Source organism: Undibacterium sp. CY21W (genome assembly GCF_014284265.1).
Taxonomy (GTDB): domain Bacteria; phylum Pseudomonadota; class Gammaproteobacteria; order Burkholderiales; family Burkholderiaceae_D; genus Undibacterium; species Undibacterium aquatile.
Window position 1 is genome coordinate 55,587 of the sequence record NZ_JACOGE010000009.1, and the last position, 25,919, is coordinate 81,505.

Genomic DNA, 25,919 nt, shown 5'->3' on the forward strand with positions numbered 1-25,919 from the left:
ACATCAACGTTACCTGATTGGTGCGTATGACGCATCCTACGCTTGCTGAAATACCCTCCACACAATTGCAGCTAGTATGCGTATAGAAAATTTGGACGTCGACGAGTCCAAGCGACTCTAAAATCATGAACAACTCCCATCTACCAAACCCCTTCTTCATCGATAGCCCAATAGACTGTTTTGACGCACATTAATTTCTGCCATCTTATAGTTTTTCAGCTGCCGCTTTTGCCTCTTCCTTTTTCTTCTTCATGCCATTGAACACAGGGACGTTGATGATTGTTGCATCAGCCCATTGAACATTTTTACCTATTTCATCCAGTTGGATGCTCAGCTTTGCACCATCCCAAATATTCGTCCTTGAGTCAAAAGCTGCGCCAGCAAGGGTCCGAACTGTCTCGCGATAGACTTTCTGTGGCTTGCCGTAGCGCGTGACGAAGATATCTACTGCTTGATCATACTTTGCCTTGTTAAAGCTAAATTTGAAAAAGATGGGCATTTCTTCATAAGTCTCAATCGTCATCACGTGACCAATGCCGAGGTCTGGACCATTCGAAATGGTGAAGTTGTTCGGTTTATCCACGTTCTCCATGAAATAGCATGTTCCAACTTCTTTGAGGCGATTTCTATCCACCATATGGAAACCGACCATCTTCGGGCATTCCGTTATCTCCCCTGGAAATGGCGAGTCCAGTGGGATACCCATGAAGCTGGTCTGTGCGAAAACTGGTTGCATTGTGGCAGCAAAGAGCAGAAGAGCAGAAGAGCAGAAGAGCAAATCTAATCATTTGTATCTAACTTTCAAGTATTTTTTATACGATCGCTCCGCTATGATAAAGGATCAAGTAAAACTTGGTCCAACTTTACCTCTGTCTACAAGATTGTAGTAGATGGTAGAACGATCAGTTTTGGTTGGTTAAAGTTTGATAATGGTTGCAGGTTCGACTGGAGCTTGGATATCAATGGTGTCTTTTCTGGTTTATCCAAACGCATTGGGCTCGCTGGAATACAGCAAGCGTAGCGTGCGTACTCCGTAGGGTGCGTCATACGCACCAGTCACATCAATCAAATGCACTCACCTGTTCAGTCGCCTCTCAGCCTGAAATCTGGCGACGACGCACATGATGATGACGCATCTTATGCGGAGAGTGCTTACTGCCAGCCAACGAACATCAACATTACCTGATATGGTGCGTATGACGCATCCTAGACTGACTGTATTTTTCTCTTAAATTGGCATTTTAAGGGGAGTATGTGGCAAAAATGCCTTTATCTCATTAGAAATAAAGGGCTTTAAAATATACTCCCGGGAGTATATTTTGTGCTCCAGCAGCCATTTTTGCGCATTACTGGCATTACTGGCATTACAGGCATAAAAAAACGGAACCTGTTGCGGCTCTGCCTTTGGGGAATTAAATTTCAGGAGACGCTCAGGTCAACGCTTTGCAGGTACCAATAACCCCTCTTCAATGAGGTCTTGAACAATACGTGCCTGTTGCGCATCGCGCCTCCGCTTCAAGGTATCCCGGTTTGGCGCTTCGGTCGCCAACCAATTCTTGAATTCCACAAAAACTTGAGGGTCGATCGTTTTCATTGTCGCCATCGCTCCGTTTGCAGCGAAAACCACTCGTTCAAATTTTGGAGATTGGGTCAACACATCAGCACGGAGCGCTTGTATGACCCAAAGGTCGTTTTCGTCGTTTGAAAGCTGAAATGGATGCGCATCCCCTTCTTGATTAGGTCGACGTAAGAAGTCGACCTCAAAGCCTTTATCATTCACTGCTGTTTCAAGTGCGCCCTCTTTGCGCTCGAAGGTGCGGTCGACCTTACGTAGAATGTCAAGTATCGAGACCTGGAGTTTCTCCATCTCCGCCAAGAATCGCACTCTCTTTCTTGCATCCCATAGCAAATCGACGTCTTGCGTTGCCAACGCTGCTGGGAGTATCCGTACACCGGCCGCAGTCTCGTAGGCATAGAGTGCATGTGTTCCGACGACGGTAAAGTGTTCCGATAGACCGGCATTGTCGAGTTCTTGCAGCAATTCAACAACGATGTTTGGAACCCTTCCGACTCGCAAAGCCTTATTGAGACGGCGATGTTTATCCATCTCTGCAGCCAAGGTAGCCGCTCGCATTTCAATTTCTTTCTTTTTTGGAATGTAGGCTTCGTAGATTTTTTCAGTTTCAGGCGACCGACGACCTAGCCGCTCTTGTCGCTTGTGCGGGAGAGTTTTAACGAGCTGCTCCCCCTCAGGCTCTTGCTTCCAATACATTCCAGATGCGTACGCCCGAGCTCTTTTCCGTGTCTTATGGAACTCGGTGAAAACTGCTTCAGCATCAATTGCCTGTCGGATTGCGTCTTCTGGGATTGGGGTGTAGTTCATGTCAGTCCTGGACTCAGCCGTCATTTTCACAATTTCTTAATTATGACGGGAATCCTTTTTTTAAGCCAATCCCCGTATAAATTATCATTTCATATTTTTGACGGTAGATTTCTTTTTTATTAATTTTAAGATGTTTTTTCAGGCCAGAAGGAAAAAATCTTTAAAAAAACATTTCCAACAAAGGCATGCACTTATCAGCGCATTCAAGATTCATTTCCGATACACTCTTGAGTCGGAAGCATTCCCCACCACTTCTTTGTACGCATGCCAGGTCGCATGGCCGATCACCGGCATGGCGATAATGAAACCCAGGCTCCAGGTCATGAAGCCGAGCACCACAAAGCTGACGATGATCAGCGCCCAGACGATGCTTGCCGGCACATTGATGAACAGCGCCACACAGCTGATGATCATCGAGGTGATGGCATCGCTGTCGCGGTCCAGCATCATAGGAATCGAGACCCAGCTGATCGCGAAAACGATACTCGCAAAGATGAAACCGATGCAGGCATAGACCAACAGGAATTCCAGATTATTCAGTGAAAATAACTGCGTCAGAAAGCCATGCATAGTGGGCATGCCCTTGTTATAGAACAGCGCAAAAATCACCAGCGAAGCGCGTGCCCAGACCATCAGTATCACTGCCAGCACGAGTGCCAGCACGCCGATATTGCTCCAGCGGCCACGCATGGAAAATACACTGCCGAGCAAACCGGAACGCACATTTTCTATACGGCGGCTGATGTCGTACAAACCCAGCGCCAGCAAGGGCCCGATCAGTAAAAAACCGCAACTGAGTGCAGACACATATTGCGGCGCATGACTGAGCACGAGATTGAGTATCAGCCCCATCGCAGCGAAACAGATGCCGTAAAAAATACTGACGCTGCCGGATTCGCGAAAATCGTCCCAGCCCAGCCGCAGCCAGGTGAAAGGGCGAAACATGGCTATGCGGCGGATAGGTGGAAAGGGTGATGCGGTATCGATGATGGTGGTAATGTCGGGTGGCGCGCTGTCACCACCTCGTCCTTGAGTCTGGTCTGCCATGCTGTCTCCATCGTTTTTGTAGTGGATTGCCCATCTTGATCTGGATCAATACATTCATACTATGACAACAAAACAGCCATTGGCAATGACCGCCGACGCGAAAACGGTAAGGACTTTAGGTGCAGTGCGGCATAAGTACCGCGTCAGCAATGCGGAAGATGCGGCATTGATGGATACTCCCCCATGTATTGATAAAAACAGCCCTGATGTCCTTATAAACAAAGGGCTTTAAAATATACTGGTGGGAGTATATTTGAGACCAAAAATCGATCCAGCAGCATCAGTGACGCGGCAGTTGCTGCAAAAATGCCGACAAATGACGTATCAGCTCAGGTGAAATCGGCAGCGTGGGATCAAAATACGAGGCCATTTGTTTCTTTGCATCGGCCGGTACTATTTTCAAGACATGATTCATGCCGCTGATGATGTGGAGTTCTGCATCTGGTTTTGCCGCTTTCAATGCTTCGGCCTGGCTGCGATCAACCTGAATATCGGTATCGCCCTGCAAAATCAGCACTGGCATCGTGAGTTTGCGAATTTCTTGCAGCGGCGTATAGCGGTACAGGGAAATCAGGTATGGCTGCACACTCTCGCGATATAAAAACTGCAGCGCAGGCGGCACGCTGGCGGTGGTTTTCCCAGCCTGTAAGGCCTGCAAAATGTCTTCATTCGGCTTCACCAGATCGGGTGGTAATTTGCCATACAATTGCTGACGCAACACATCCGCTAAATTGCTGTCAGCGCCCGCAACCGATACCAGCGCGCTGACTGGCACTTGCTGCGCGGCGAGCATCGCAATCAGCGAACCTTCACTATGTCCCAGCACCACCACATCAGAAAAACGCGTATCCGCTTTCAGCATCTTCAGCCACGCCGCGGCATCATCGACGTTAGTTTCAAAACGCAAAGCCGATTCCGTCTTTGCCACGGCGGCGCTGTCGCCCACGCCGCGCTTATCAAAGCGCACCGATGCGTAGCCCTGATTGGCCAAGCCCTCTGCCAGCATTTTCAGACTATTGTTATTGCCGGATGATCCTGCACTGTTGCCATTGCGATTGGTCGGGCCAGAGCCCGCGATGATCAGCACGACCGGCACTTTTGCGCTGCCTTCCGGCTGCAATAAACTGCCCTGTATCTCGCCATTTGGCGTTACCAGGGAAATACCACGTTCTGTGCTGTCGGCTTGCGCTGGCGACGCACAGAACACGGCAATCGATACCATCAGCGCACTACACATCTGCCACATTTTTTTCATAGGGTTTCCTCAGTTTCACGAACAAACTTACAGAATTCAGGGTTCAGGATTCAGGTATGCAGCAATCGCCCACCGGAAAAAGACCAGTTTTCCCAGCTGGTTTCTTTAAATACCAGCATCACATTTTCCGGATTAACACCCTGCGCCTGCAACTTTTGCATCAGGTCTGTCAGTAAGGCTTTTTTTACTTTGACGCTGCGTCCGGCCGACCACAGAATGTCGATCAGAATGAAATTGTCATCGCGATCAGTTACTGCATCGGGATAGCGCGCATGAAATCGAAAATCTTCGGCATCGAGTTCCAGCACGCGCTGGAATACATCGTCCTGCGGTACGCCGGTGGCAACCAGCGCCGCATGAATACTGTTAAGTACCGTGTCTTTAAACGCAGCAGTTTTAGGACGGCGTACCGTCAATGTCACCAAGGGCATGGAGATTCCTTTCAATCACAGACAGGTTAAATCAGACAAGGGAGCAATGAATGCCATCATGAAAAGACAATAGTACAACACCAGCGAAACCACCCAGATGAATGGGCGGGTATTCACCCGCTGAAAGCAACAATTATGGATACTCCCCCCTATTTTATAAAAAACACCTCTGATGTCCTTATAAACAAAGGGGCTTAAAACATACCAGGGGGAGTATATTGAAGGCGACAAATGGCATGGGCAGAATCGATAACAGGACAGTTGCTGTAAAAATGCTGACAAGTGCAGTATCAGCCCGGGTGAAACCGGCAACGTCGGATCGGAATACGATGCCATTTGTTTTCGTTTCGCAAGAAAACTGTCTGTCTGTTTCAGGGTGGGGCATAAGATTGAATCCTGCTATTCTGTCTGCGCAATCTTGTCTTTCATACTCAACTATTTTCTCAGGAATGTGCTTGACTTAGAGCGCGCTCCAACTTCTAGACTGCCTGCCATGACCACTCCCATGACGATACAACAAGCCGCTGCTGCCACCGGCCTCAGTGTGCATACCCTGCGCTATTACGAACGGATCGGTTTGCTCGATCCGGTCGCACGGCGCAGTAATGCACATCGCCAGTTCCGTGAAGAAGATATCCGATGGATAGACTTTTTGCTGAAACTACGGCGCACCGGTTTGCCGGTACGCGACATGCTGCGCTATGCAGAATGGCGCAGGGAAGGCAATACGCCAGAGAGTGTGTCTGCACGCAAGGCCTTGCTGGAACAGCATACCCAAAGCGTGGAACAGACGATCGCAGCCTTGCAGGACAACCTGACGGTACTGCAACTGAAAATTGCCATGTATAGCGATATGCAGGCGAACTTCGGGGCTGAGATCGATTTACCATCCATACACCCCAAGGACAGCCTTCATGAGCACCAGCAATCCGCACCACAAACAGACTCAGGCACCAGCCGCCACAGAAACCGTATCTCTTAAAACCCGCCAGCTCGGCAGTAATGGCCCGCTGGTTTCCGCCATGGGGCTGGGTTGTATGGGAATGAGCGATTTCTATGCCAACCGCGACGATGCCGAATCCATCGCCACCATTCATCGTGCACTGGAAATCGGCATCACCTTGCTCGACACTGCCGATATGTACGGCCCTTACACCAATGAAGAACTGATAGGAAAAGCGATACAGGGAAAGCGCCAGCAATGCTTTATCGCGACTAAATTCGGTATCGTGCGCGATCCGTCCAATCCGCATCTGCGCGGCGTCAATGGTACGCCAGCGTATATCCGTAGCGCAGTCGAAGGCAGCCTGCGTCGTCTCGGCACGGATACCATCGACCTGTATTACCAGCACCGGATTGATCCGCATACACCGATAGAAGAAACGGTAGGCGCACTGGCCGATCTGGTCAAGGCAGGCAAAATTCGTTATATCGGCTTATCGGAACCATCCGTTGCCACCATAGAGCGCGCGCACCGGGTTCATCCGATCACCGCAATACAAAGCGAATATTCCTTGTGGACGCGCGATCCGGAACAGGGTGTACTCGCTGCATGTCGCCGCCTCGGTATTGGCTTTGTGCCGTATAGCCCGCTGGGACGCGGCTTTCTGACAGGTGCACTGACCAGTCCGGACCAATTTTCTGAAGATGATTACCGACGTTCCAGCCCGCGTTTTCAAGGAGAAAATTTTAATAAAAACCTGCAGCTCGTACAGAAAGTAGAACAGCTTGCCACACACTATGGCTGCACCGCCTCACAGCTCGCGCTCGCCTGGGTACTGGCACAAGACCCGCATATCATCCCGATTCCCGGAACCAAACGGCGCTCTTATCTGGAGCAAAACTGGGAGGCGCTGAACGTTTCACTGTCTGCCGCCGATGTACAGGCTCTGAATCAGATTTTTCCGCCGGAAGCCGTCGCCGGAGAACGCTATCCGGCAGCAACGATGAAAATGCTGAACGGCTGACCTTGTTGACCTGTTGACCTGTACCAGATGCAGGCAATCTCTGCATTGCCTGCAAATGTTAAGCAGCAGCGAGCAGCCATAAAAAAACCGCGCCCTGAAGCGCGGTTTTTTGTCATGCAGTACCGTTCCCTTGAGAACGAGGGATGCTCTTACTTCTTGCGTTGCGGTGGTAAATCCGTGCAAACGCCTTTATAGACTTCCGCCGCCATGCCAATAGATTCACCCAGCGTTGGATGTGGATGGATGGTTTTGCCGATATCCACCGCATCTGCGCCCATTTCAATTGCCAGCGCAATCTCGCCTATCATGTCACCGGCATGCGTACCGACGATACCGCCGCCGACGATGCGTTTGGTTTCTGCATCAAACAGCAATTTGGTGAAACCTTCGTCGCGGCCATTCGCCACAGCACGGCCAGAAGCCATCCACGGGAACAAGCCTTTTTCGACTTTGATGCCCTTGGCTTTGGCTTCGTCTTCAGTCACACCGACCCATGCAACTTCAGGATCAGTGTAAGCGACCGACGGAATCACCTGTGCGTCGAAGTAGGCTTTTTCACCAGCGGCAGCTTCGGCAGCCACATGTGCTTCATGCACGGCTTTATGCGCCAACATAGGCTGACCAACCAGATCACCGATCGCAAAAATATGCGGCACATTCGTACGCATCTGTTTGTCGACGTTGATAAAGCCACGGTCTGTCACTGCAACACCTGCTTTGTCTGCCGCGATCTTCTTACCATTCGGGCTGCGACCGACAGCCACTAACACCAGATCATAGACTTGCGGTGCCGGTGCAGCTTCGCCTTCAACTGCGGATGCAAACGTGACCTTGATGCCTTCCGGCAGTGCTTCAACGCCGACCGTTTTGGTTTTCAGCATGATGTTGTCGAAACGTTTTTCATTGTGCTTCTGCCAGACTTTGACCATGTCGCGATCTGCGCCCTGCATCAGGCCATCCATCATTTCAACCACATCGATACGCGCACCGAGTGTCGAATACACAGTCGCCATTTCCAGACCGATAATGCCGCCACCGATCACCAACATGCGTTTCGGCACCTGACGTAATTCCAGTGCACCAGTGCTGTCGACGATACGTGGGTCTGCAGGAACAAACGGCAGATTCACGACGGAAGAACCAGCCGCGATAATCGCCTGCTTGAACTGCACTACTTTTTTAGTGCCGTCTGCGGCAGTGACTTCAATGTGGTAAGGGCTGAGGAATTGACCAACGCCTTGCACGATATTGACCTTGCGCGCTTTCGCCATGCCAGCTAAGCCCGTCGTCATTTTTTTGATGACGCTTTCTTTGTAGCCGCGCAGCTTGTCGATATCGATCGCCGGTTTCGCAAATGTCACGCCCAACGCTTCCATGTGCAATGTTTCGTCGATCACCGCAGCAACGTGCAGCAGCGCTTTGGATGGAATGCAACCGACATTCAGACACACACCGCCGAGTGTAGAATATTTTTCAACCAACACCGTATTCATACCAAGATCGGCAGAACGGAAGGCGGCGGAATAACCACCAGGCCCGGCACCGAGTACCATCATGTCGCACTCAATATCGACTTGACCAGTGTAGCCAGACGCAAGCGGTGCAGGAGTAGCTGGAGCAGCCGAAGCAACTGCGGCGGCAACTGAGGCAGCAACAGCAGGCGCGACCGCAGCAGATGTTGCAGATGTTGCGCCCGCGGCTTCCACCAACAGCAACAACGAGCCTTCGGCGACTTTATCACCTACCTTGACTTTGACTTCTTTGACCACACCAGCGTGGCTGGAAGGAATCTCCATGCTCGCTTTGTCCGATTCCACCGTGATCAATGACTGATCGACCTTGATCGTATCGCCTACTTTGACCATGACTTCGATGACTTCAACTTCTTTGAAATCGCCGATGTCCGGCACTTTGACTTCGACGATGCCGACTGGTCCGGCAGGTGCAGGTGGAGCTGCAGGCGCGGCAACGGCAGCCGGGGCTGGAGTGGCAGCAACTGGCGCTACCGCAACTGCTGGAGCTGCAGGTGTTGCACTCGCTGCCGATGTACCAACTGCACCTTCCGCCTCAATCACCAGCAGAATACTGCCTTCGGCAATTTTGTCGCCCAGCTTCACTTTCAGCTCTTTGATCACGCCCGCGTGGCTGGCAGGAATTTCCATGCTGGCTTTATCGGATTCAACCGTCACTAAGGACTGATCCACCTTGATCGTATCGCCAACCTTGACCAGCACTTCAATCACTTCGACTTCTTTGAAGTCGCCGATATCGGGAACTTTAACTTCGATAGCACTCATAGCCTGGTCTCCGCTCACAGCAAGGTTTTACGCAGATCAGCCAACACGTCGGCCAGATAAGCAGTGAATTTCGCGGCCATCGCGCCATCGATCACGCGGTGATCGTAAGACAGCGATAGAGGCAGCATCAGACGCGGCTGGAATGCTTTACCGTCCCACACTGGTTTGATGCTGGATTTCGACAAGCCCAGAATCGCCACTTCAGGTGCATTGATGATAGGCGTGAACGCCGTGCCGCCAATACCGCCGAGAGAAGAAATCGTGAAGGTTGCACCTTGCATATCGGCTGGTTTGAGTTTGCCTTCGCGTGCTTGCGCCGACAGATCACCCATTTCCTGTGCAATTTGCGACAAGGTTTTCTGATCCGCATTTTTGACAACAGGCACCACCAGACCATTCGGCGTATCGGCAGCAAAACCAACGTTGTAATACTGTTTCAGGATCAGGTTTTCACCGGTTGCATCGAGCGAAGAATTAAATGCCGGGAATTTTTTCAGCGCAGCCACACTCGCTTTAATCACGAAGGCCAGCATAGTCAGCTTGACGCCGGATTTTGCCATCGCTTCGTTCGACGATTTACGGAAATCTTCGAGGCCGGTGATATCGGCTTCGTCAAATTGCGTGACGTGCGGAATCATGACCCAGTTGCGATGCAGATTCGGGCCGGACAATTTTTTGATGCGTGACAAAGGTGAAATTGTCGTCGCGCCAAATTTGCTGAAATCCAGCGATGGCCACGGCAATACATCAAGGCCGACGCCGCTGCCATTTTTTGCCGGAGCAGAAACCGCAGCAACAGCGGTGCTGCCAGCCATGATGCCTTTGACGAAGTTCTGCACGTCTTCCTGCGTGATGCGGCCTTTCTGGCCAGACCCGGCAACGCGGCTCAGATCAACACCGAGTTCACGCGCAAATTTGCGTATCGATGGTGAGGCATGCGCTTTACCGGCCACCGCAGTTGCCACTGGTGCAGCAGCTGTTACCGCAGGTGCCGCTGCAACCGCCGCCGCGGATGCTGGTGCTGCAGCCACTGGCGCGGCGGGCGTCGCAGGCGCAACAACTGGCTGAGCTGGTGCAGCTGCAGGCGCGACCGCATCGCCACCGGCTTCGACGATCACCAGTAACGAACCTTCGGCGACCTTGTCACCAACTTTAACTTTAATTTCTTTAACCACACCGGCATGGCTGGACGGGATTTCCATGCTGGCCTTGTCTGATTCGACCGTGATCAGAGATTGATCGACTTTGATGGTATCGCCGACTTTGACCATCAGCTCAATGACTTCCACTTCCTTGAAATCACCGATATCCGGTACTTTGACTTCAATTGCGCTCATAAATTAGCTCCGTTTGCGTTTCTTTCGTTGGGTGCGCCTGGCGCACCCTGCCTCATGCTGTTACACAGTCACCGGATTTGGTTTGTCTGCGTTGATGCCGTATTTCGCGATTGCCTGAGCCACCACGGAAGCAGACAAAGCGCCTTCGTCAGCCAGCGATTTGAGTGCAGCGATCACAACGAAGTAACGATTCACCTCGAAGAATTCACGCAGTTTGGCACGTGAATCGGAGCGACCGAAACCATCCGTTCCCAAGACCTTGTAGCTACGGTCTTTAGGGATGAAAGCACGTACCTGTTCAGCAAACGTACGCATATAGTCCGTCGATACCACGATAGGACCTGTCGTGTCTTTCAGACACTGAGTGATGTATGGCAAACGTGCGTCTTCAGTCGGATGCAACATATTCCAGCGTTCAGCATCCTGACCATCGCGCGCCAGCAAAGTGAACGAAGGTGCAGACCAGACATCGGCTGCAATGCCCCAATCAGATTGCAACAATTCAGCAGCGGCAATCACTTCGCGCAGTATCGTGCCGGAACCCAGCAACTGCACGCGATGTTTGGTTGTTTCTGCCGATCTTTGCAACTGGTACAGGCCTTTGATAATGCCCTCTTCCTGACCCGCTTTCAGACCCGGATGGCTGTAGTTCTCGTTCATCAGCGTGATGTAGTAGAACACGTCTTCCTGATTCGTCACCATACGACGCAGGCCGTCATGCATGATGACCGCCACTTCATGCGCAAAGGTCGGATCGTAAGGAACGCAGTTCGGAATCGTCGATGCCAACACATGGCTGTGACCATCTTCATGCTGCAAGCCTTCGCCGTTCAGCGTCGTGCGACCGGCTGTACCGCCAAGCAGGAAGCCGCGTGCACGCATATCGCCCGCAGCCCAGGCCAGATCGCCGATACGCTGCAGACCAAACATCGAGTAATACGTGTAGAACGGAATCATCACGCGGTTATTCGTCGAGTAGGAAGTCGCTGCAGCGATCCATGAACTCATACCACCAGCTTCGTTGATACCCTCTTGCAGAATCTGACCGGCTTTATCTTCGCGGTAGTACATGACCTGATCTTTATCGACAGGCTCATACAACTGACCAACCTGGCTGAAAATACCGATCTGACGGAACAAGCCTTCCATACCGAAAGTACGTGATTCATCCACCATGATAGGCACGACGCGCGGGCCTAAACTCGCATCCCGCAGTAAGGTCGTCAGTACGCGGACATACGCGGCAGTGGTAGAAATTTCACGGCCTTCAGCGGTCGGCTCCAGCATCGCCTGGAATGCCGATAATGCTGGCACGACCAGTGCTTCATCCGCTTTCTGACGGCGTTGCGGCAGATAACCACCCAGCGCTTTACGACGCGCATGCAGGTATTGCATTTCCGGCGTGTCGTCAGCTGGTTTGTAGAAAGGAATAGCTGGCAGATCAGCGTCAGCGATCGGCAACTGGAAGCGGTCGCGCATGGCTTTGATCGCTTCATCATCGAGCTTCTTGGTATTGTGCGCGGTATTACGTGCCTCGCCGGATTTACCGAAACCAAAGCCTTTGATACTTTTCGCCAGAATCACAGTTGGTTTGTCTGTGCTTTCCTGTGCCACTTTATAAGCCGCATAAATTTTGTGCGGATCATGACCACCGCGGGTCAGACGCCAGATATCGTCATCCGACATTTTGCTGACCATTTCCAGCAATTTAGGATGTTTGCCAAAGAAGTGGGCACGGACATAAGCGCCATCTCTGGCTTTGTAGTTCTGATATTCACCATCAACGGTTTCCATCATCACTTTTTGCAGGATGCCTTCTTTGTCTTTCGCCAGCAATTCATCCCAGCCGCTGCCCCAGATCACTTTGACGACATTCCAGCCAGCGCCACGGAAATCGGATTCCAGTTCCTGAATGATTTTGCCATTGCCGCGTACAGGGCCATCCAGACGCTGCAAGTTACAGTTGACCACGATCACCAGATTATTCAATTGTTCGCGGCCTGCCATACCGATCGCGCCCATGGATTCCGGTTCATCCATCTCACCATCGCCACAGAATGCCCAGACTTTCCGTTTCTCTGTATCCGCAATACCACGCGCATGCAGATACTTGAGGAAACGCGCCTGATAAATCGCCATCAATGGCCCCAAGCCCATCGAGACGGTTGGGAACTGCCAGAAATCCGGCATCAGTTTCGGGTGCGGATAAGAAGACAAACCTTTACCGTCAACTTCGCGGCGGAAATGCTGCAACTGTTCTTCGGTCAGGCGACCTTCCAGAAATGCGCGGGCATAAATACCTGGCGCAGAGTGACCTTGGATGTACAACAAGTCACCGCCGTGGTCTTCGGTCGGCGCATGCCAGAAATGGTTGAAACCTATGCCCAGCATATTGGCCAGCGAAGCAAAGCTGGATAAATGGCCGCCCAGATCGCCATCCAGACGATTGGCTTTCACCACCATCGCCATCGCGTTCCAACGCATCATCGAGCGCAGTTTTTCTTCGATTTCCAGATTACCCGGGCAATGTTCGCCCTGATCGGCCGGTATCGTATTGACGTAAGCGGTATTGCTGGAGAACGGGATATGCGCACCGCGGCGGCGCGCCAGATCAACCATGCGCTCCATCAGGTAATGAGCACGCTCAGGGCCTTCATTCTCAATCACGGATTCGAGCGCATCAAGCCACTCATTCGTTTCCATGACATCTGGATCATTGACGGCTTGCGCCAGAACTTGGTCTATCTGGGGTGACATAAGAGGCCTCCTGTTGGTGCGCTTTCGAGGTGAGCGCGCGTTAGCGTATCGACGAATATAAACTGAAATTTTATTTATGCAGGCATTCTAGCAGGGGTTTTTTAATTTTCCAAATAGCGATATTCAATTTTATAATGTGAAATTTTGTTTGCGGCGCAACATATTTTATCGCCTGCTTTTTAACGAAAGTTGCTGCATAGAATAGTCAGCTCCTGCACCGGGAAACCGATCCGGCAAACCTGATTCTCATCCGCCATCTGACCAAGGTAGTGCACAAAAATGGGAAATGAAACTTTTACAGGCATGCATGGCGAAAACAAGCGCAGAAAGACAAGCAGCGCGGCGTTGCTTGTCTATACCTGTTTTTGAATTTATATCAGCGAGAAAGACGGCTGGAGGAAGTCAGCATCTGCGATGTCATAAGCGAACGCGATGACAGAAACACTTGAGCAGAACAGCAGCAAAATAGCTGCACAACCAAAAGCTGCGCAGCATGACGCCCTGTTATTTTTTAAGGCTTTTGGCTTTTTTAGCTTTCAAAAAGACCGGGCCCCATATCGGATGACCAATCTCATTCGGCATCAGATCAAAGTTGGGATCAAGCTTTAAGGCCCGCTCAAATTGCTGACGGCACAGTTGTGTTCTGGATGTTACGCAATAGCTGAACGCCATTGTTTTCAGCGCATCGAGTTGTATCGCCTTGTTATGACCATTCCAGATCTCGGTCGCGCCACTGAGTTTTTTGATCGCGCCGTTGTAATTACCGTCGTTATATAAGGCGCTTCCCTCGTTGTAAGCCTGCACATCAGGGCTGATCACCGGTGCTGGTGCTGCGGCTTCAGGTGCTGGATTAGCCGCTGCTGCAGGTTTTGCCTCTTTCGATTTGACTGCCGCTTTTGATGCCGGAACATTCTTTGGAGCTGTTTCGCATCCCGGCAAAAAGGTGCATACAAGAAGCAGGCTGCAGACAGGAAAAAGGCGGAATCTATTCTTCATTTTACTCAAACTTATTTAGCAACGAACTCATGCTCGATGACGCTGGCATTATTTTTACCAGCGTCAACCTCGATCAGATAGTCGGGGAAACCTGGATTGGTAATCCTGATTTTATGCTTACCCTTGGTCAGACTTAAATTCTTCAGCGGTGGGCTGGCACCACTTTGCACACCATCGACAAACACTGTGCCCCACGGCTTGACGGCAAGTTTAACATTGACTTTACTGATCACAGGTTCAGCCGGAGCACTCTGCGCCTTGGCCTGTTCTGCCGCCTGCGTTAATTCATTCAAACGTGCTTGCGCCGCCGCGGCATGTTTCCCATTCGGATACTGCTGCAAAAATGCGCTGATCGCTTGCGGCTCTGAATGATCGCTGCTACTCAGTTTTTCCCATGCCTGCGCTTCCGGATCCGGGCTACTGGTCATATCTGATGCAAGCGGAATGGATGCCGTGACCGCGACCGATGACGCAACGGTCTGCTGCTGTGCAACCGGCACGGTTGACAACACTGGTTGCACGCTCTCATGGCGACTGGCGAAATAAACACCGGCTGCCAGCAAAATCAGAATACCGCCGATAACAGCCTGTCCTGCGCGGGTGGTGGAACTCTGGCGTAGCGCTTGCAGTTTTTCACGCAACATTCCGGGAATCATCCCGGCGGCAACCGGCTTACCAAGACGCGTGGTCGTGGTAAGTTTTTGCGATGACGGATTGCTGGCATCCGTGCGCCCGCTTTCACTCGCCTTGCGCTGGGACGAGGATTTGCGCGATTTACGGGATGAGGCAAGCGCGCTGATACCAAGCAAGCGCCTGAATTCATCCATCGTTTGTGGTCTGTCCTGCGGCTGTATCGCCAGACCCTGATCAACTGCACTCAGAAATTTTGTACTGAACCCTGGGTGAGGATCTTGCTGCAAAGGCACCAGCGTATCCTTTACCACACGTGCCACGGACATCACAGGCGGGGATTTGATAATCATGTAATACATGACAGCGGCCAACGCATAAATATCGGTCCACGGCCCCTGACGCAGATCATCGTCATCCGCATACTGCTCGACCGGCGCATAGCCGGGTTTCAGAATAACGGTTAATCCTTGCGTCATGTCACCGATAATCTGACGTGCTGAGCCAAAGTCCAGCAACACCGCGTCACCGTTTTTTTGCACAATAATGTTATCGGGTGACACATCTCTGTGCAGTATTCTGGCATGGTATAAAGTATCCAGCGCATCCAGAATTTGCCGGAAAATAAATTTGAGCCACGCTTCCGTCACGAGTTCGGGACGCGTGGCAGCAATATCCTTGAGCGTCACGCCATCGTAGTGACGCATCACCATGTAAGCCGTCTTATTTTCTTCCCAGAAGCGATAAACTTTTACCAGCGACGGATGATCGAACTGCGCCAGCAAACGTGCTTCATTGATAAAGCTCTTGAGACCGGCATCAAACGTCGGTTTGTACCGGCCAGTGTGAACGACGACGCTGCCATCCTCTGCCCTGCCGGCAAGTGCGCCCGGCATATATTCCTTGATCGCTACGGTTCGCTGCAAGGAATGATCGAAGGCCAGATACACGATGCCAAACCCACCCTGACCGAGTACACCGGTAATTTCAAAATCATTCAGGCGAGTCCCTGTCGCGAGGCAATTTCCGGTTCCTGCCGGGTGCTCGTCTGCGACATCGTTATCGAGTAATTTAGTTGTATTCAAGGCTTACTCAGAGGCTAAAAATTAGAAGCTAAAATCAAAGGGTAAAAATGCCAGATCATGTCTTATCACAAAGCGCTGGCATCACGGACGCAAATGGCAAATGCTGAAAAATTATCCCGACTGACATCGGTATTGGCGATATTTTTTTCGGCCATCGCATTCATCTGCTTCAACCACGCTTCGCTGCTCCGGCTTGCCAGCCAGCTCTGTTCCATCTGGTCTTCATGCACCCATTCCCAGAAGCCATCCGTACAGATGAGGAAGGCATCGCCTTCTTGCAAAGCCACGGCATCCAGTGTTACTTCCGGAACAATATCACCCTCGGCACCAACCGCGGCAAATAATATGTTGCGATGAGGATGTTGCCGTAGCGCTGCATAATCAGCATAACCTGCGTCGACCATTCTTTGCGCCAGACTGTGATCTTTCGAGACCGACAGTATTTTTCCCTGACGCAGCAGATAAATCCGCGTATCCCCCAGATGCGCCCACAAGGCGCAGCGATTCGCGATATCAATCAGCAGCGTTGCCATGGTCGAACTCATATTTTCCTGCCGGACGCTGGACGCTTTCTCTTGCCCAACCTGCTGTATCGCCGACTCTATATAAGAGCGCAAGGCATGGGCGCTGAACGACGCATCTTTCCGGAACTTGGCTATGATACTCGCAGTAACCAGATTGGCGGCGGTTTCGCCGCCCAGATGCCCGCCGGTTCCATCGGCCAGTACGAAACAGGCGAGGCCATCCTCAAACGCGCTGTCAAGTACATCCTGATTCGATTGCCGGTCACCGATCGCGTTAATGTATGCAGTATCCAGATGCATGGGCATCATCACGCAATCATTCAGAGCGCAGGGGATTCGTGTCTGGCACGTTCCACTTCGCGTTCGTAAGCAGCTAAAAATTCTTTGCCGAACAAGGTCTGAAATTCGTCTTTCGATTCCAGCGAAAGATCTTCAAACATTTCCACAAAATGATCCCACATGTCCGCTTTACGGCGTGCCGGATTCATCTTATCCATCAACGTCGGCACCGGCAACAAGCGCGCAAATCCAGCCGGTTCAAATTTTTTTTGCAGCGCATCCATCGCGGCCTTCATCCCGGCGACAACGCCCAACTGATGCGCGCGCAAATCCTGAAATGCATCTTCCATCGCTTCTGCCGGCGTCATAAAGCCGGGCATTTTTTTGCGCAGCATCTGCGTCAGTACCGTCTGACTATCCGGGAAAAATTTTAAGGGATTGTTTTTTCGTAACACCACCATGGTGACATCCGCATTCACTTCGCGTTTCACCAATGCCCGTTGCGAAATCAAACCCATCGTCCCTTCCACCGACGTCGCCACTAATTTGCCTAATGTTTCCATCAGTTCCGTTGTCAGCCCGGAGGAAATGTGCAGAGAAGTCAGACCCGCGCCCTGCAAAAAGGCATTTAATAAGTCATTGGAATCCGCGACAGCCTTCGCTGATTCGGCCAGTTTTGCGACATCTGCTACCTCGACCGCCTCAGCTACCACACCGTCCGATGCTGGCTGCATCGTGGTAGCCGGTGGCAGACTATGCACCTCGTCCTGATGCAAGTTTTCAGCAACAGCATCGGTGTCCGCACGCATTAAAAATCGCGGAGGTTGCGGCGTCTCTTTCCGGTCGCCTTGCAATGCCGCTGTTTTTACGAACGATACACTCTCGGTCGGAGCCGGTGCGCCAATGACATCTGTTCCGCCGACTGCAGATAATGTGGTGTCGCTTTGCGCCTCACTGGCAAGAACTTCGAGCACATATAAGCCAATCTGAATCTGGTCGCCGATATGAATGGCATAGTCATGCTCAGGATCAATTTCTTTACCGTTAACACTGACCGGATTCGCCAGACTGACATTCATCAGATAATGGTGTGTTCCATCGCTCCAGACTTTCGCCTGAGTGCGGGAAACGAAATGTTTGGGGTCTGGTAAGACCAGAAAATTGTCGTCGCTGCGTCCTATCGTCTGCGGTGTTTCACTAAAACTGGCCGCAACGGGGGAGATAGGAGTTTCATTGTTATATGAAACAACGGCAATTTTTATCATTTGTCATACTCCGGAATCAAAGCGGATAGGCCCACGGGAAAAGGAAAGCACCGGACGAGAGTCTGGCTGGTTTTAAACCAACCCGAGATTATCGCGCATTTATGGCGCATTATTTGCATCAGGCTTAGACAACGGCGTTAAATTTTTACCACGGCGGAGCCACAACAATCAGCCAACTGGTAAAAATGATGATGATCAAAAGTACCATGCAGGTGACAAACCGGGCTTGCATAAGAGATCAAGATCACGTCAACTCACCGACGTAAACCACGCATAAGCACATCTTTCGATGTAGCAAAAAAAGCAATATCTGAGTCTAAATGACATGAAGTAACGGCTTTACAACGATAAAGTAAGCAACACTATAAAAATTACACACAGTTACAAAAAAGCAATATGATCAGTGCTATAGTTATTCGCCGTTTTTGCGCAAAATATCGTTTTTTTAAAGCGAGGGTTCTATGAGTGATGCCGGGTCGGGTCAGCCGTTATTATCAGAAGTGACGGGATCTTTTCATTATCAGGAACTGATTGAGTCCAGGCTTGGGCAACCCATTGCGACTGATGTATTTAACGCTGATGCTGAACGCCTATCCTCTTCGCCGGGCGCCAGGCTGGCCGCAGCCCGCAATGCGTCTGGCTGGACTGTTGATCAGGTGGCGACGCAACTGAAAATAACACGTCACCAGATACTGGCAATTGAAGCGGACGATTATGACGTCCTGCCGGCACCGGCAATCGTCCGCGGTTTTGTCCGCGCATACGCCAAGCTGCTTAAGCTGGACTCTGCGCCACTGCTCGAGCTGATGCCGGATGTGCATGGTAAGAAAAAGATGCCGTCTGCAAAAGGCAGCAAAGCGCGCGCTTCCGCCGATAGCGGTAAGCGTTCCGCGACAAATGCAGGGATAGCCCCACCCACAACCGCACTCTTTATCTATGCTTTGTGCGTATTAGGGCTGGTGCTGGCCGTCGTCATGTATAAATAGCCTTGTTGACACTCGCTGCGGGCATCATCGCTTTGTCCGCTACTGTCGATATTGCAGATACTCCCCCTTAAATTATCAAAATCCCCCCTAATGTCTTTGAAATCATTGGGGCTGTAAATATACTCCCCCGGAGTATATTTACAGTTAAAAACAACTCGATCTGGTTCTCTGCTCTGAATATCGTCGAAACTCCAGTTCACCGCACACGTCTGAGCGCAGCCTCAACGTGATATACGTGATATTTCAGCTATCCGGCACGCAGACTTCTCACGCAGGCATACGTTTGCATTCTGCCTCACTCTGCATAGTTATCCGGTGAGCCACCGCATAATTTATAATCGCGGCTTGATCTTCTTTTGCAAAGCCCATCATGACTGCCCAAATTATCAGCGGAACCGAACTCTCCCAACAAATCCGTGCCGATGTCACGCACCGTGCTGCTGCCCTGACAGCGCAAGGAAAACAGCCGGGTCTGGCAGTCATCCTGGTCGGTGAAAACCCGGCCTCGCAGGTGTATGTCCGCAACAAGGTGAAAGCATGTGAAGACTGCGGTTTTTATTCGGTGCTGGAAAAATATGCCGCCGATCTCAGCGAAGCCGATTTGCTCGCCCACATCGAAAGACTGAATCAGGATCCGAAAATTAACGGCATTCTGGTGCAACTGCCTTTGCCTGCGCACATCAACGCGAATAAAGTCATCGAGGCGATCGCCGCAGAAAAAGACGTCGACGGCTTCCATATCAGCAACGCCGGTTTGCTGATGACAGGCCAGCCGCTGTTCCGTCCATGTACACCATACGGCGTCATGAAAATGTTGGAATCGATTGATTACCCGGTGCGCGGTGCGAATGCGGTCGTGGTCGGTGCGTCGAATATCGTCGGCAAGCCACAGGCGATGTTGCTCTTGCAAGCCGGTGCCACCGTCACCATCTGCAATTCCAAGACCCGCGATCTGGCTGCGCATACGCGCAACGCCGACATTCTTGTTGTCGCCACTGGCAAACGCAATATCGTCACCGCAGACATGGTCAAACCAGGTGCCGTTGTGATTGACGTTGGTATGAATCGTGACGATGAAGGCAAACTCTGTGGCGACGTTGACTATGCGCCAACCAAAGAAGTCGCGGGTTATATCACACCGGTTCCGGGTGGCGTAGGTCCTATGACCATCACCATGTTACTGGTCAACACGATTGAAGCTGCCGAAAGAAATTAAGATGACAACCAGTTCTCCATTACTCGACTTTACCGACCTGCCACGTTTTGCCGATATCCGCGCCGAACACATCACGCCCGCCATCACCAGCCTGCTGGCGGAAAACCGTGCCGTGGTCGAACAACTGTCCGCCAGTCAGGACGAAGTGACGTGGGAAAATTTTGTTGAGCCACTGGAGAACGCCACCGAAAAACTGGGCCGTGCCTGGGGCATCGTCAGCCATCTGAATGGCGTAGCCGATACGCCGGAATTGCGGGCGGCCTACAATGAAAATCAACCGGCGATCACAGAGTTCTGGACCGAGCTGGGACAAAATCTGGCGTTGTTCGGCAAATACAAAGCCTTGCGCGCACAAGCCGGGTTTGATGCCTTGCCTGTGGCACGCAAAACTATCATACAAAACGCGATCCGTGATTTCCGTCTGGGGGGCGCTGAATTGCCGGACGAACTGAAACAACGCTATGCAGAAATTCAGGAAAAACACGCGATGCTGACCACGCGTTTTTCCGAAAATGTGCTCGATGCCACCAACGATTATGCGTTACTGATCAGCGACATCAACGAACTCAAAGGCGTGCCGGAAGATGTGATTCAGGCAGCCAAAGCAACGGCTGAAAAAAACGGTAAAGCCGGTTATCAGTTCACCCTGCATTTCCCATCCTATTTCCCGTTATTGCAATACGCCGACAATCGCCAGATTCGTGAAACGATTTATCGCGCGAATGCCACCAAGGCATCCGAATTAGGTGCGAAGCCAGAATGGGATAACACCGCAATCATCTCGGAACTGCTGCAGTTACGCAAAGAAGAAGCAGAATTACTCGGCTACCGGAATTTTGCCGAAGTTTCTCTGGTCAGCAAGATGGCAGAATCACCGGCGCTGGTCAGCAGCTTTCTTGAAGACCTCGCCCAGCGTGCCCGCCCTTATGCCGAAAAAGACTTGCAGGAATTACGCAGTTTCGCCGCAGAACAATTAGGCATCAGCACACTAGAAGCCTGGGATGTCACCTATGCCTCCGAAAAACTGCGCGAACAGCGCTATGCGTTTTCTGAGCAGGAAGTGAAATTGTATTTTCCGGAGCCACAAGTCATCAGCGGCTTATTCCGCGTGATTCAGACCTTGTTTGGCGTCACCATCGGTATCGATAAAGCGGATACCTGGCACCCTGATGTGCAGTTTTATCGCATAGAAAAAGACGGCCAACTGATCGGTCAGTTCTATCTTGACCTGTATGCACGTCAGGGCAAACGCGGCGGCGCCTGGATGGACGATGCCCGTGGTCGCCGCAAAAACGCCGATGGCATACAAACACCGGTTGCCTATCTGGTGTGCAATTTCACCGAGCCTGCGACGGTGGATGGCGTGCGCAAACCAGCTTACTTTACCCACGATGAAGTGATCACCCTGTTCCATGAATTCGGTCATGGCCTGCATCATCTGCTGACACAAGTTGATGATTTATCGGTATCCGGCATTTCCGGCGTGGAATGGGATGCCGTCGAATTACCATCACAGTTTATGGAGAATTTTTGCTGGGAGTGGGATGTGCTGCAACACATGACCGCCCATGCCGACACCGACGAATCCCTGCCGCGCGGCCTGTACGACAAGATGATTGCGGCGAAAAATTTTCAGTCTGGCTTGCAAACCCTGCGTCAGGTCGAATTTGCGCTGTTCGATATGCGTCTGCACGATCAGTTTGATCCGCACGGAACGCAGTCGGTGCAGGATATTCTGAATCAGGTCAGAGAACAGATTTCTGTGTTTACCGCGCCGGAATTCAACCGCTTCCAGCATGCATTCAGCCATATCTTTGCCGGTGGTTATGCCGCTGGTTACTACAGTTATAAATGGGCCGAGGTATTATCTGCCGATGCCTATGCTGCGTTTGAAGAACACGGTAAAACCGAGGGCAGCAATCTGTCACGCACAGCGGGACAAAAGTTTCAGAAAGAAGTACTGGAAGTTGGTGGCTCACGCCCGGCGCTTGATTCATTCAAAGCCTTCCGTGGCAGAGAGCCCGCCATCGATGCTTTATTACGCCATAGCGGCATGTCAGCCTGAAGGAGCACACCTTGAAACGAACAACCTCAGCAAAGCATTTCTTGCTTCTGCCCTTGATGTTACTGGCAGTGCAAGCGCAGGCACAGCTGTATAAATCTGTTGGACCGGATGGAAAAATCACGTATTCCGACACACCGCCACAGGCGAATCAGAAATTGCTGGAAAAAAAAGAATTGTCCGGCTCGGTCAGCACAGCGAATTTTCCTTATGAACTCGGGCAGGCTGTCTCAAAAAATCCGGTGACCATTTACACAGCGGCCAATTGCGCGCCCTGTAATGATGGAAAAAATCTGTTGAAATCCGCCGGTGTTCCTTTTTCAGAAAAAACTATCAAAACATCCGAAGACATAGAAAAGCTGAAGCAAATCAGTGGCGACACCCAGCTTCCTGTGATGCAAATCGGCAGCAAGAAATTACGTGGTTACAATGCTGACGACTGGAAAGCTGCGGTAACGTCCGCCGCTTATCCTGCCAGCAACATGCTGCCGCCAGATTATCGTTATCCGGCAGCAGAAAGCGCAGCACCCGCTGCACCGGCAACGACAGCCGGTGAAAAGCCCGCACAGCAGAAAAAGCCTGCCAACGTTCCGGCCAAAAAGCCTGCGTCAGAGAATGACTTCCGCTTCTGACATGACGCGCATCGATTTCCACAGTAATGTCGCTGACAAGCTTCATTACGCCTGCCGACTGATACGCAAGGCGCGCGCAGCAAACAGTAAAGTCGTGGTCTATCATCATGATCTGACTGTTCTGCGCCACCTGGATGAGGCACTGTGGACCATCAGCGAAGCCGATTTTTTACCGCATGTCATGGCCGATGACGCACTGGCATCAATGACGCCGATTGTCCTCAGCAATACGCGTCTGGATCAAAGCCCGCATTTTGAATTGCTGGTCAATCTGAGTGCCGCTGTGCCGGAACATTTCCCTCTGTTTGGCCGCATGATAGAAATCGTCTCAGGCGACCAGCAAGACACGCTGGCAGCGCGCGAACGCTATCGCTACTATCAACAACAAGGCCACACTCTCAGCCATAACGTCGCTAAATAATATGAATACCTCGATTGATGCCAGCATCCCCGTTCTCACCGAAATTATCCTCCCGGTTACTGAAACTGTGGATCAGGTTCTTGCTGAGGCTGGAACGGTAACAACTGCAACAACATCCTCATCTCCATTACCAAGCCCACCGTCCGCCACCGTTGTACAAGCGGATGCCGAGGCAACAAATGTCAACGTTCCGGAAGAACACTGGCAAACACTGGAACAAAGTTTAAAAGAAGACGTACTGAAGCACGTTCTGGCGCGCGTCGATTTTGTTCTCGAACATAGAGTCAGGGACAATCTTGCCGATGTATTGCAGACAGCGGTTGAGGGCTTGGCGAAAGAGATTCGCGCCGGTCTGAAAAACTCACTGGAAGAACTGGTCACCAGAGCTGTCACCCAGGAAATCAACAAGGTGAAGAATTCAAAATAGTTTTTTATCTCAATGTTGCAACACCTCGTTCCATTCTTTCAGGCGAGTTTTCTGCGGTCAGACGACTGCATTCGGCGCGTCGTCTGACCTATCCTGCCAGCAACATATCCAATGCACGCACTTTCGGATGAAGCGCAAAGTCGATCACAATAACGTGGTGCGCCGCACAAAATCAGCCTCTTACTGATGTAAAAAACCACCAGAATTAAAAAAATATTGTCGCTATTAAATAAAATTTCAAAGCATTTTTCACTCGCATTTTCATGAGGTCGCACCAACTTTGTGCGCCTCGCCCTAAGTTATCTCTGCCAGCGCCTTACCGCCCCGGCATTTGTCCTCATTCAGAAAACCTTCCCACTCTGACATCGGCACTATCGTGGCAAACCTTGTGAACATGGGAAGGCTGCGACATAACATTTTGATGCACTGCAAAGAAGTGTTCGCGAGATGGACAGCGGTTGCTTATCAAGGCTTCAACATTAATAATCGGTACTGACTTTCTATGAGTTAAAAGCTGGCAATCCCGGTTAAAAAAATGCCCGATTTTGGCGCATGGAAAAATCATTCGGATAAAAAAAAATCATGCTAAAGAGCTTTCCGAAATTTTTTTTCTGTTGTACCTTTTGTATATTCAGTTTCCTGAATAGGTTGGCATTACAGTTTTGTAGCCCTACTTTTTAATCCTCAAGGGAGTATGTTCATGTCGTTAAAAACTAAAATGATTCCACTGGCTGGCGCGATCGCTTTCGCATTTGCCGGTTCTGCGGCAGCTCAGGAAGTCGTTATTAAAATTGGTCACGTCGGCCCAGTTTCCGGCGCTATTGCCCACTTAGGTAAAGACAATGAAAACGGCGCCAAAATGGCGATCGAAGAGTTGAATGCAAAAGGCGTGATGATAGGCGGCAAAAAAGCAAAATTCGAATTGCTGGCTGAAGACGACGGCGGCGATCCTAAACAAGGCACGACTGTTGCGCAAAAACTGGTTGATGCCAAAGTCAACGGCGTGATCGGCCATCTGAATTCAGGAACAACAATCCCAGCATCCAAAATCTACAACGATGCAGGTATTCCACAAATTTCCCCATCTGCAACAGCAGTTCCATACACCAACCAAGGCTTCAAAGGCGCATTCCGCGTTGTGGCTAACGACGGCCAGTTAGGCGGCACGTTGGGTCGTTATGCTGTACAGATCAGCAAAGCGAAAAAAATTGCAGTGATTGACGATAAAACAGCCTACGGCGAAGGCGTGGCGAAAGAATTCGTCAAAGGCGCTAAAGGTAAAGGCGCAGAAATCCTCGTTCAGGAACATACAACGGATAAATCGAATGATTTCGCCGCAATTCTGACCACAATCAAAGCGAAAAAACCTGATCTGATTTTCTTCGGTGGTATGGATGCGGTTGCCGGTCCTATGCTGCGTCAGATGAAAGCATTGGGCGTGAATGCGAAATTCATGGGCGGCGACGGTATCTGTACCGCCGATCTGGTTAAACTCGCTGGTGATGCTATCGGCGAAGGCCAGGTAGTTTGTGCTGAGGCTGGTGGTGTTCTCGACGCGCAAAAAATAGCGAACGACAACTGGAAAGCAGCTTACAAGAAAAAATTCGGCGTCGATGTTCAGATCTATGCACCGTATGTTTACGATGCTGTGATGACGATGGTCGAAGCAATGAAACAAGCTAATTCTGCAGAACCGGCAAAATATTTGCCAGTTCTGAAGAAAATCAAATACAAAGGCGTCACTGGCGATATCGCATTTGATGACAAAGGCGATATCAAAGACGGTACACTGACTTTGTACACATACAAAGGCGGCAAACGTGATCTGTTGGCTGTGACGAAATAATCAGCGTCAAGATCAGCTTCAAGTTCAGACAAAAAAAGCCCGGTTCATTTGAACCGGGCTTTTTTATTAATGATGA

Annotated in this window: 21 protein-coding genes; 9 read left to right on the top strand and 12 right to left on the bottom strand. The window is 50.9% G+C overall.

Annotated elements, in window-relative coordinates:
- Window positions 1-205: 205 nt before the first annotated feature.
- From H8K29_RS17130 to H8K29_RS17150, 5 genes are all read right to left on the bottom strand, one after another.
- The gene (locus H8K29_RS17130; RefSeq protein WP_186898559.1) at window positions 206-706 is read right to left on the bottom strand and encodes a hypothetical protein; all 501 of its coding nucleotides are present in this window, start codon (window positions 704-706) and stop codon (window positions 206-208) included.
- A gap of 729 nt (window positions 707-1,435) precedes the next feature.
- The gene (locus H8K29_RS17135) at window positions 1,436-2,383 is read right to left on the bottom strand and encodes a GSU2403 family nucleotidyltransferase fold protein (RefSeq protein WP_186898560.1); all 948 of its coding nucleotides are present in this window, start codon (window positions 2,381-2,383) and stop codon (window positions 1,436-1,438) included.
- Between the two features lie 210 nt (window positions 2,384-2,593).
- On the bottom strand, window positions 2,594-3,430 hold the full coding sequence (locus tag H8K29_RS17140; RefSeq protein ID WP_186898561.1) for a DUF2189 domain-containing protein: 837 nt from the start codon (window positions 3,428-3,430) through the stop codon (window positions 2,594-2,596).
- A 280-nt stretch (window positions 3,431-3,710) separates the two neighbouring features.
- Window positions 3,711-4,685 (bottom strand): alpha/beta hydrolase, encoded by a 975-nt coding sequence (locus tag H8K29_RS17145; protein WP_255423433.1) that lies wholly within the window; start codon window positions 4,683-4,685, stop codon window positions 3,711-3,713.
- A 50-nt stretch (window positions 4,686-4,735) separates the two neighbouring features.
- Window positions 4,736-5,116: a tautomerase family protein gene (locus tag H8K29_RS17150; protein WP_186898562.1), complete on the bottom strand. Its 381-nt coding sequence runs from the start codon at window positions 5,114-5,116 to the stop codon at window positions 4,736-4,738.
- 493 nt (window positions 5,117-5,609) lie between these two features.
- On the opposite strand from H8K29_RS17150, the gene H8K29_RS17155 reads away from it, so the two are divergent.
- Window positions 5,610-6,098, top strand: a complete 489-nt coding sequence (locus H8K29_RS17155; RefSeq protein WP_186898563.1) for a MerR family transcriptional regulator — start codon at window positions 5,610-5,612, stop codon at window positions 6,096-6,098.
- A 40-nt stretch (window positions 6,099-6,138) separates the two neighbouring features.
- A complete protein-coding gene (locus tag H8K29_RS17160) occupies window positions 6,139-7,083 on the top strand; it encodes an aldo/keto reductase (RefSeq protein ID WP_255423436.1) in 945 nt (314 codons plus the stop codon).
- Between the two features lie 149 nt (window positions 7,084-7,232).
- On the opposite strand, the gene lpdA is transcribed toward H8K29_RS17160, so the two are convergent.
- From lpdA to tagH, 7 genes are all read right to left on the bottom strand, one after another.
- The gene (gene lpdA, locus H8K29_RS17165) at window positions 7,233-9,380 is read right to left on the bottom strand and encodes a dihydrolipoyl dehydrogenase (protein WP_186898565.1); all 2,148 of its coding nucleotides are present in this window, start codon (window positions 9,378-9,380) and stop codon (window positions 7,233-7,235) included.
- A gap of 14 nt (window positions 9,381-9,394) precedes the next feature.
- Window positions 9,395-10,717 (bottom strand): dihydrolipoyllysine-residue acetyltransferase, encoded by a 1,323-nt coding sequence (aceF, locus tag H8K29_RS17170; RefSeq protein ID WP_186898566.1) that lies wholly within the window; start codon window positions 10,715-10,717, stop codon window positions 9,395-9,397.
- 60 nt (window positions 10,718-10,777) lie between these two features.
- Entirely contained in the window at window positions 10,778-13,474 is a 2,697-nt protein-coding gene (gene aceE, locus H8K29_RS17175; protein WP_186898567.1) for a pyruvate dehydrogenase (acetyl-transferring), homodimeric type, read from the bottom strand.
- Window positions 13,475-13,978: 504 nt separating this feature from the next.
- Window positions 13,979-14,470, bottom strand: coding sequence for a TssQ family T6SS-associated lipoprotein (locus H8K29_RS17180; protein ID WP_186898568.1), 492 nt, complete (start codon window positions 14,468-14,470; stop codon window positions 13,979-13,981).
- Between the two features lie 11 nt (window positions 14,471-14,481).
- Complete coding sequence (locus H8K29_RS17185) at window positions 14,482-16,185, bottom strand: serine/threonine-protein kinase (protein ID WP_186898569.1); 1,704 nt, start codon at window positions 16,183-16,185, stop codon at window positions 14,482-14,484.
- A 65-nt stretch (window positions 16,186-16,250) separates the two neighbouring features.
- Complete coding sequence (locus H8K29_RS17190) at window positions 16,251-17,018, bottom strand: PP2C family serine/threonine-protein phosphatase (protein ID WP_186898570.1); 768 nt, start codon at window positions 17,016-17,018, stop codon at window positions 16,251-16,253.
- Window positions 17,019-17,029: 11 nt separating this feature from the next.
- Window positions 17,030-18,253 (bottom strand): type VI secretion system-associated FHA domain protein TagH, encoded by a 1,224-nt coding sequence (tagH, locus tag H8K29_RS17195; RefSeq protein ID WP_186898571.1) that lies wholly within the window; start codon window positions 18,251-18,253, stop codon window positions 17,030-17,032.
- A gap of 461 nt (window positions 18,254-18,714) precedes the next feature.
- On the opposite strand from tagH, the gene H8K29_RS17200 reads away from it, so the two are divergent.
- The 7 genes from H8K29_RS17200 to H8K29_RS17230 all read left to right on the top strand — a co-directional run bounded on the left by H8K29_RS17200 (window position 18,715) and on the right by H8K29_RS17230 (window position 25,843).
- Window positions 18,715-19,239, top strand: a complete 525-nt coding sequence (locus tag H8K29_RS17200; protein WP_186898572.1) for a RodZ family helix-turn-helix domain-containing protein — start codon at window positions 18,715-18,717, stop codon at window positions 19,237-19,239.
- A 370-nt stretch (window positions 19,240-19,609) separates the two neighbouring features.
- Complete coding sequence (gene folD, locus H8K29_RS17205; protein WP_186898573.1) at window positions 19,610-20,455, top strand: bifunctional methylenetetrahydrofolate dehydrogenase/methenyltetrahydrofolate cyclohydrolase FolD; 846 nt, start codon at window positions 19,610-19,612, stop codon at window positions 20,453-20,455.
- Window position 20,456: 1 nt separating this feature from the next.
- Window positions 20,457-22,520, top strand: coding sequence for a M3 family metallopeptidase (locus H8K29_RS17210; protein WP_186898574.1), 2,064 nt, complete (start codon window positions 20,457-20,459; stop codon window positions 22,518-22,520).
- 11 nt (window positions 22,521-22,531) lie between these two features.
- Entirely contained in the window at window positions 22,532-23,149 is a 618-nt protein-coding gene (locus H8K29_RS17215; RefSeq protein ID WP_186898575.1) for a glutaredoxin family protein, read from the top strand.
- A gap of 1 nt (window position 23,150) precedes the next feature.
- Window positions 23,151-23,570, top strand: a complete 420-nt coding sequence (locus H8K29_RS17220) for a DNA polymerase III subunit chi (RefSeq protein WP_186898616.1) — start codon at window positions 23,151-23,153, stop codon at window positions 23,568-23,570.
- Window position 23,571: 1 nt separating this feature from the next.
- Complete coding sequence (locus tag H8K29_RS17225; RefSeq protein ID WP_186898576.1) at window positions 23,572-23,997, top strand: hypothetical protein; 426 nt, start codon at window positions 23,572-23,574, stop codon at window positions 23,995-23,997.
- A gap of 700 nt (window positions 23,998-24,697) precedes the next feature.
- The gene (locus H8K29_RS17230; RefSeq protein WP_186898577.1) at window positions 24,698-25,843 is read left to right on the top strand and encodes a branched-chain amino acid ABC transporter substrate-binding protein; all 1,146 of its coding nucleotides are present in this window, start codon (window positions 24,698-24,700) and stop codon (window positions 25,841-25,843) included.
- Window positions 25,844-25,919: the final 76 nt, after the last annotated feature.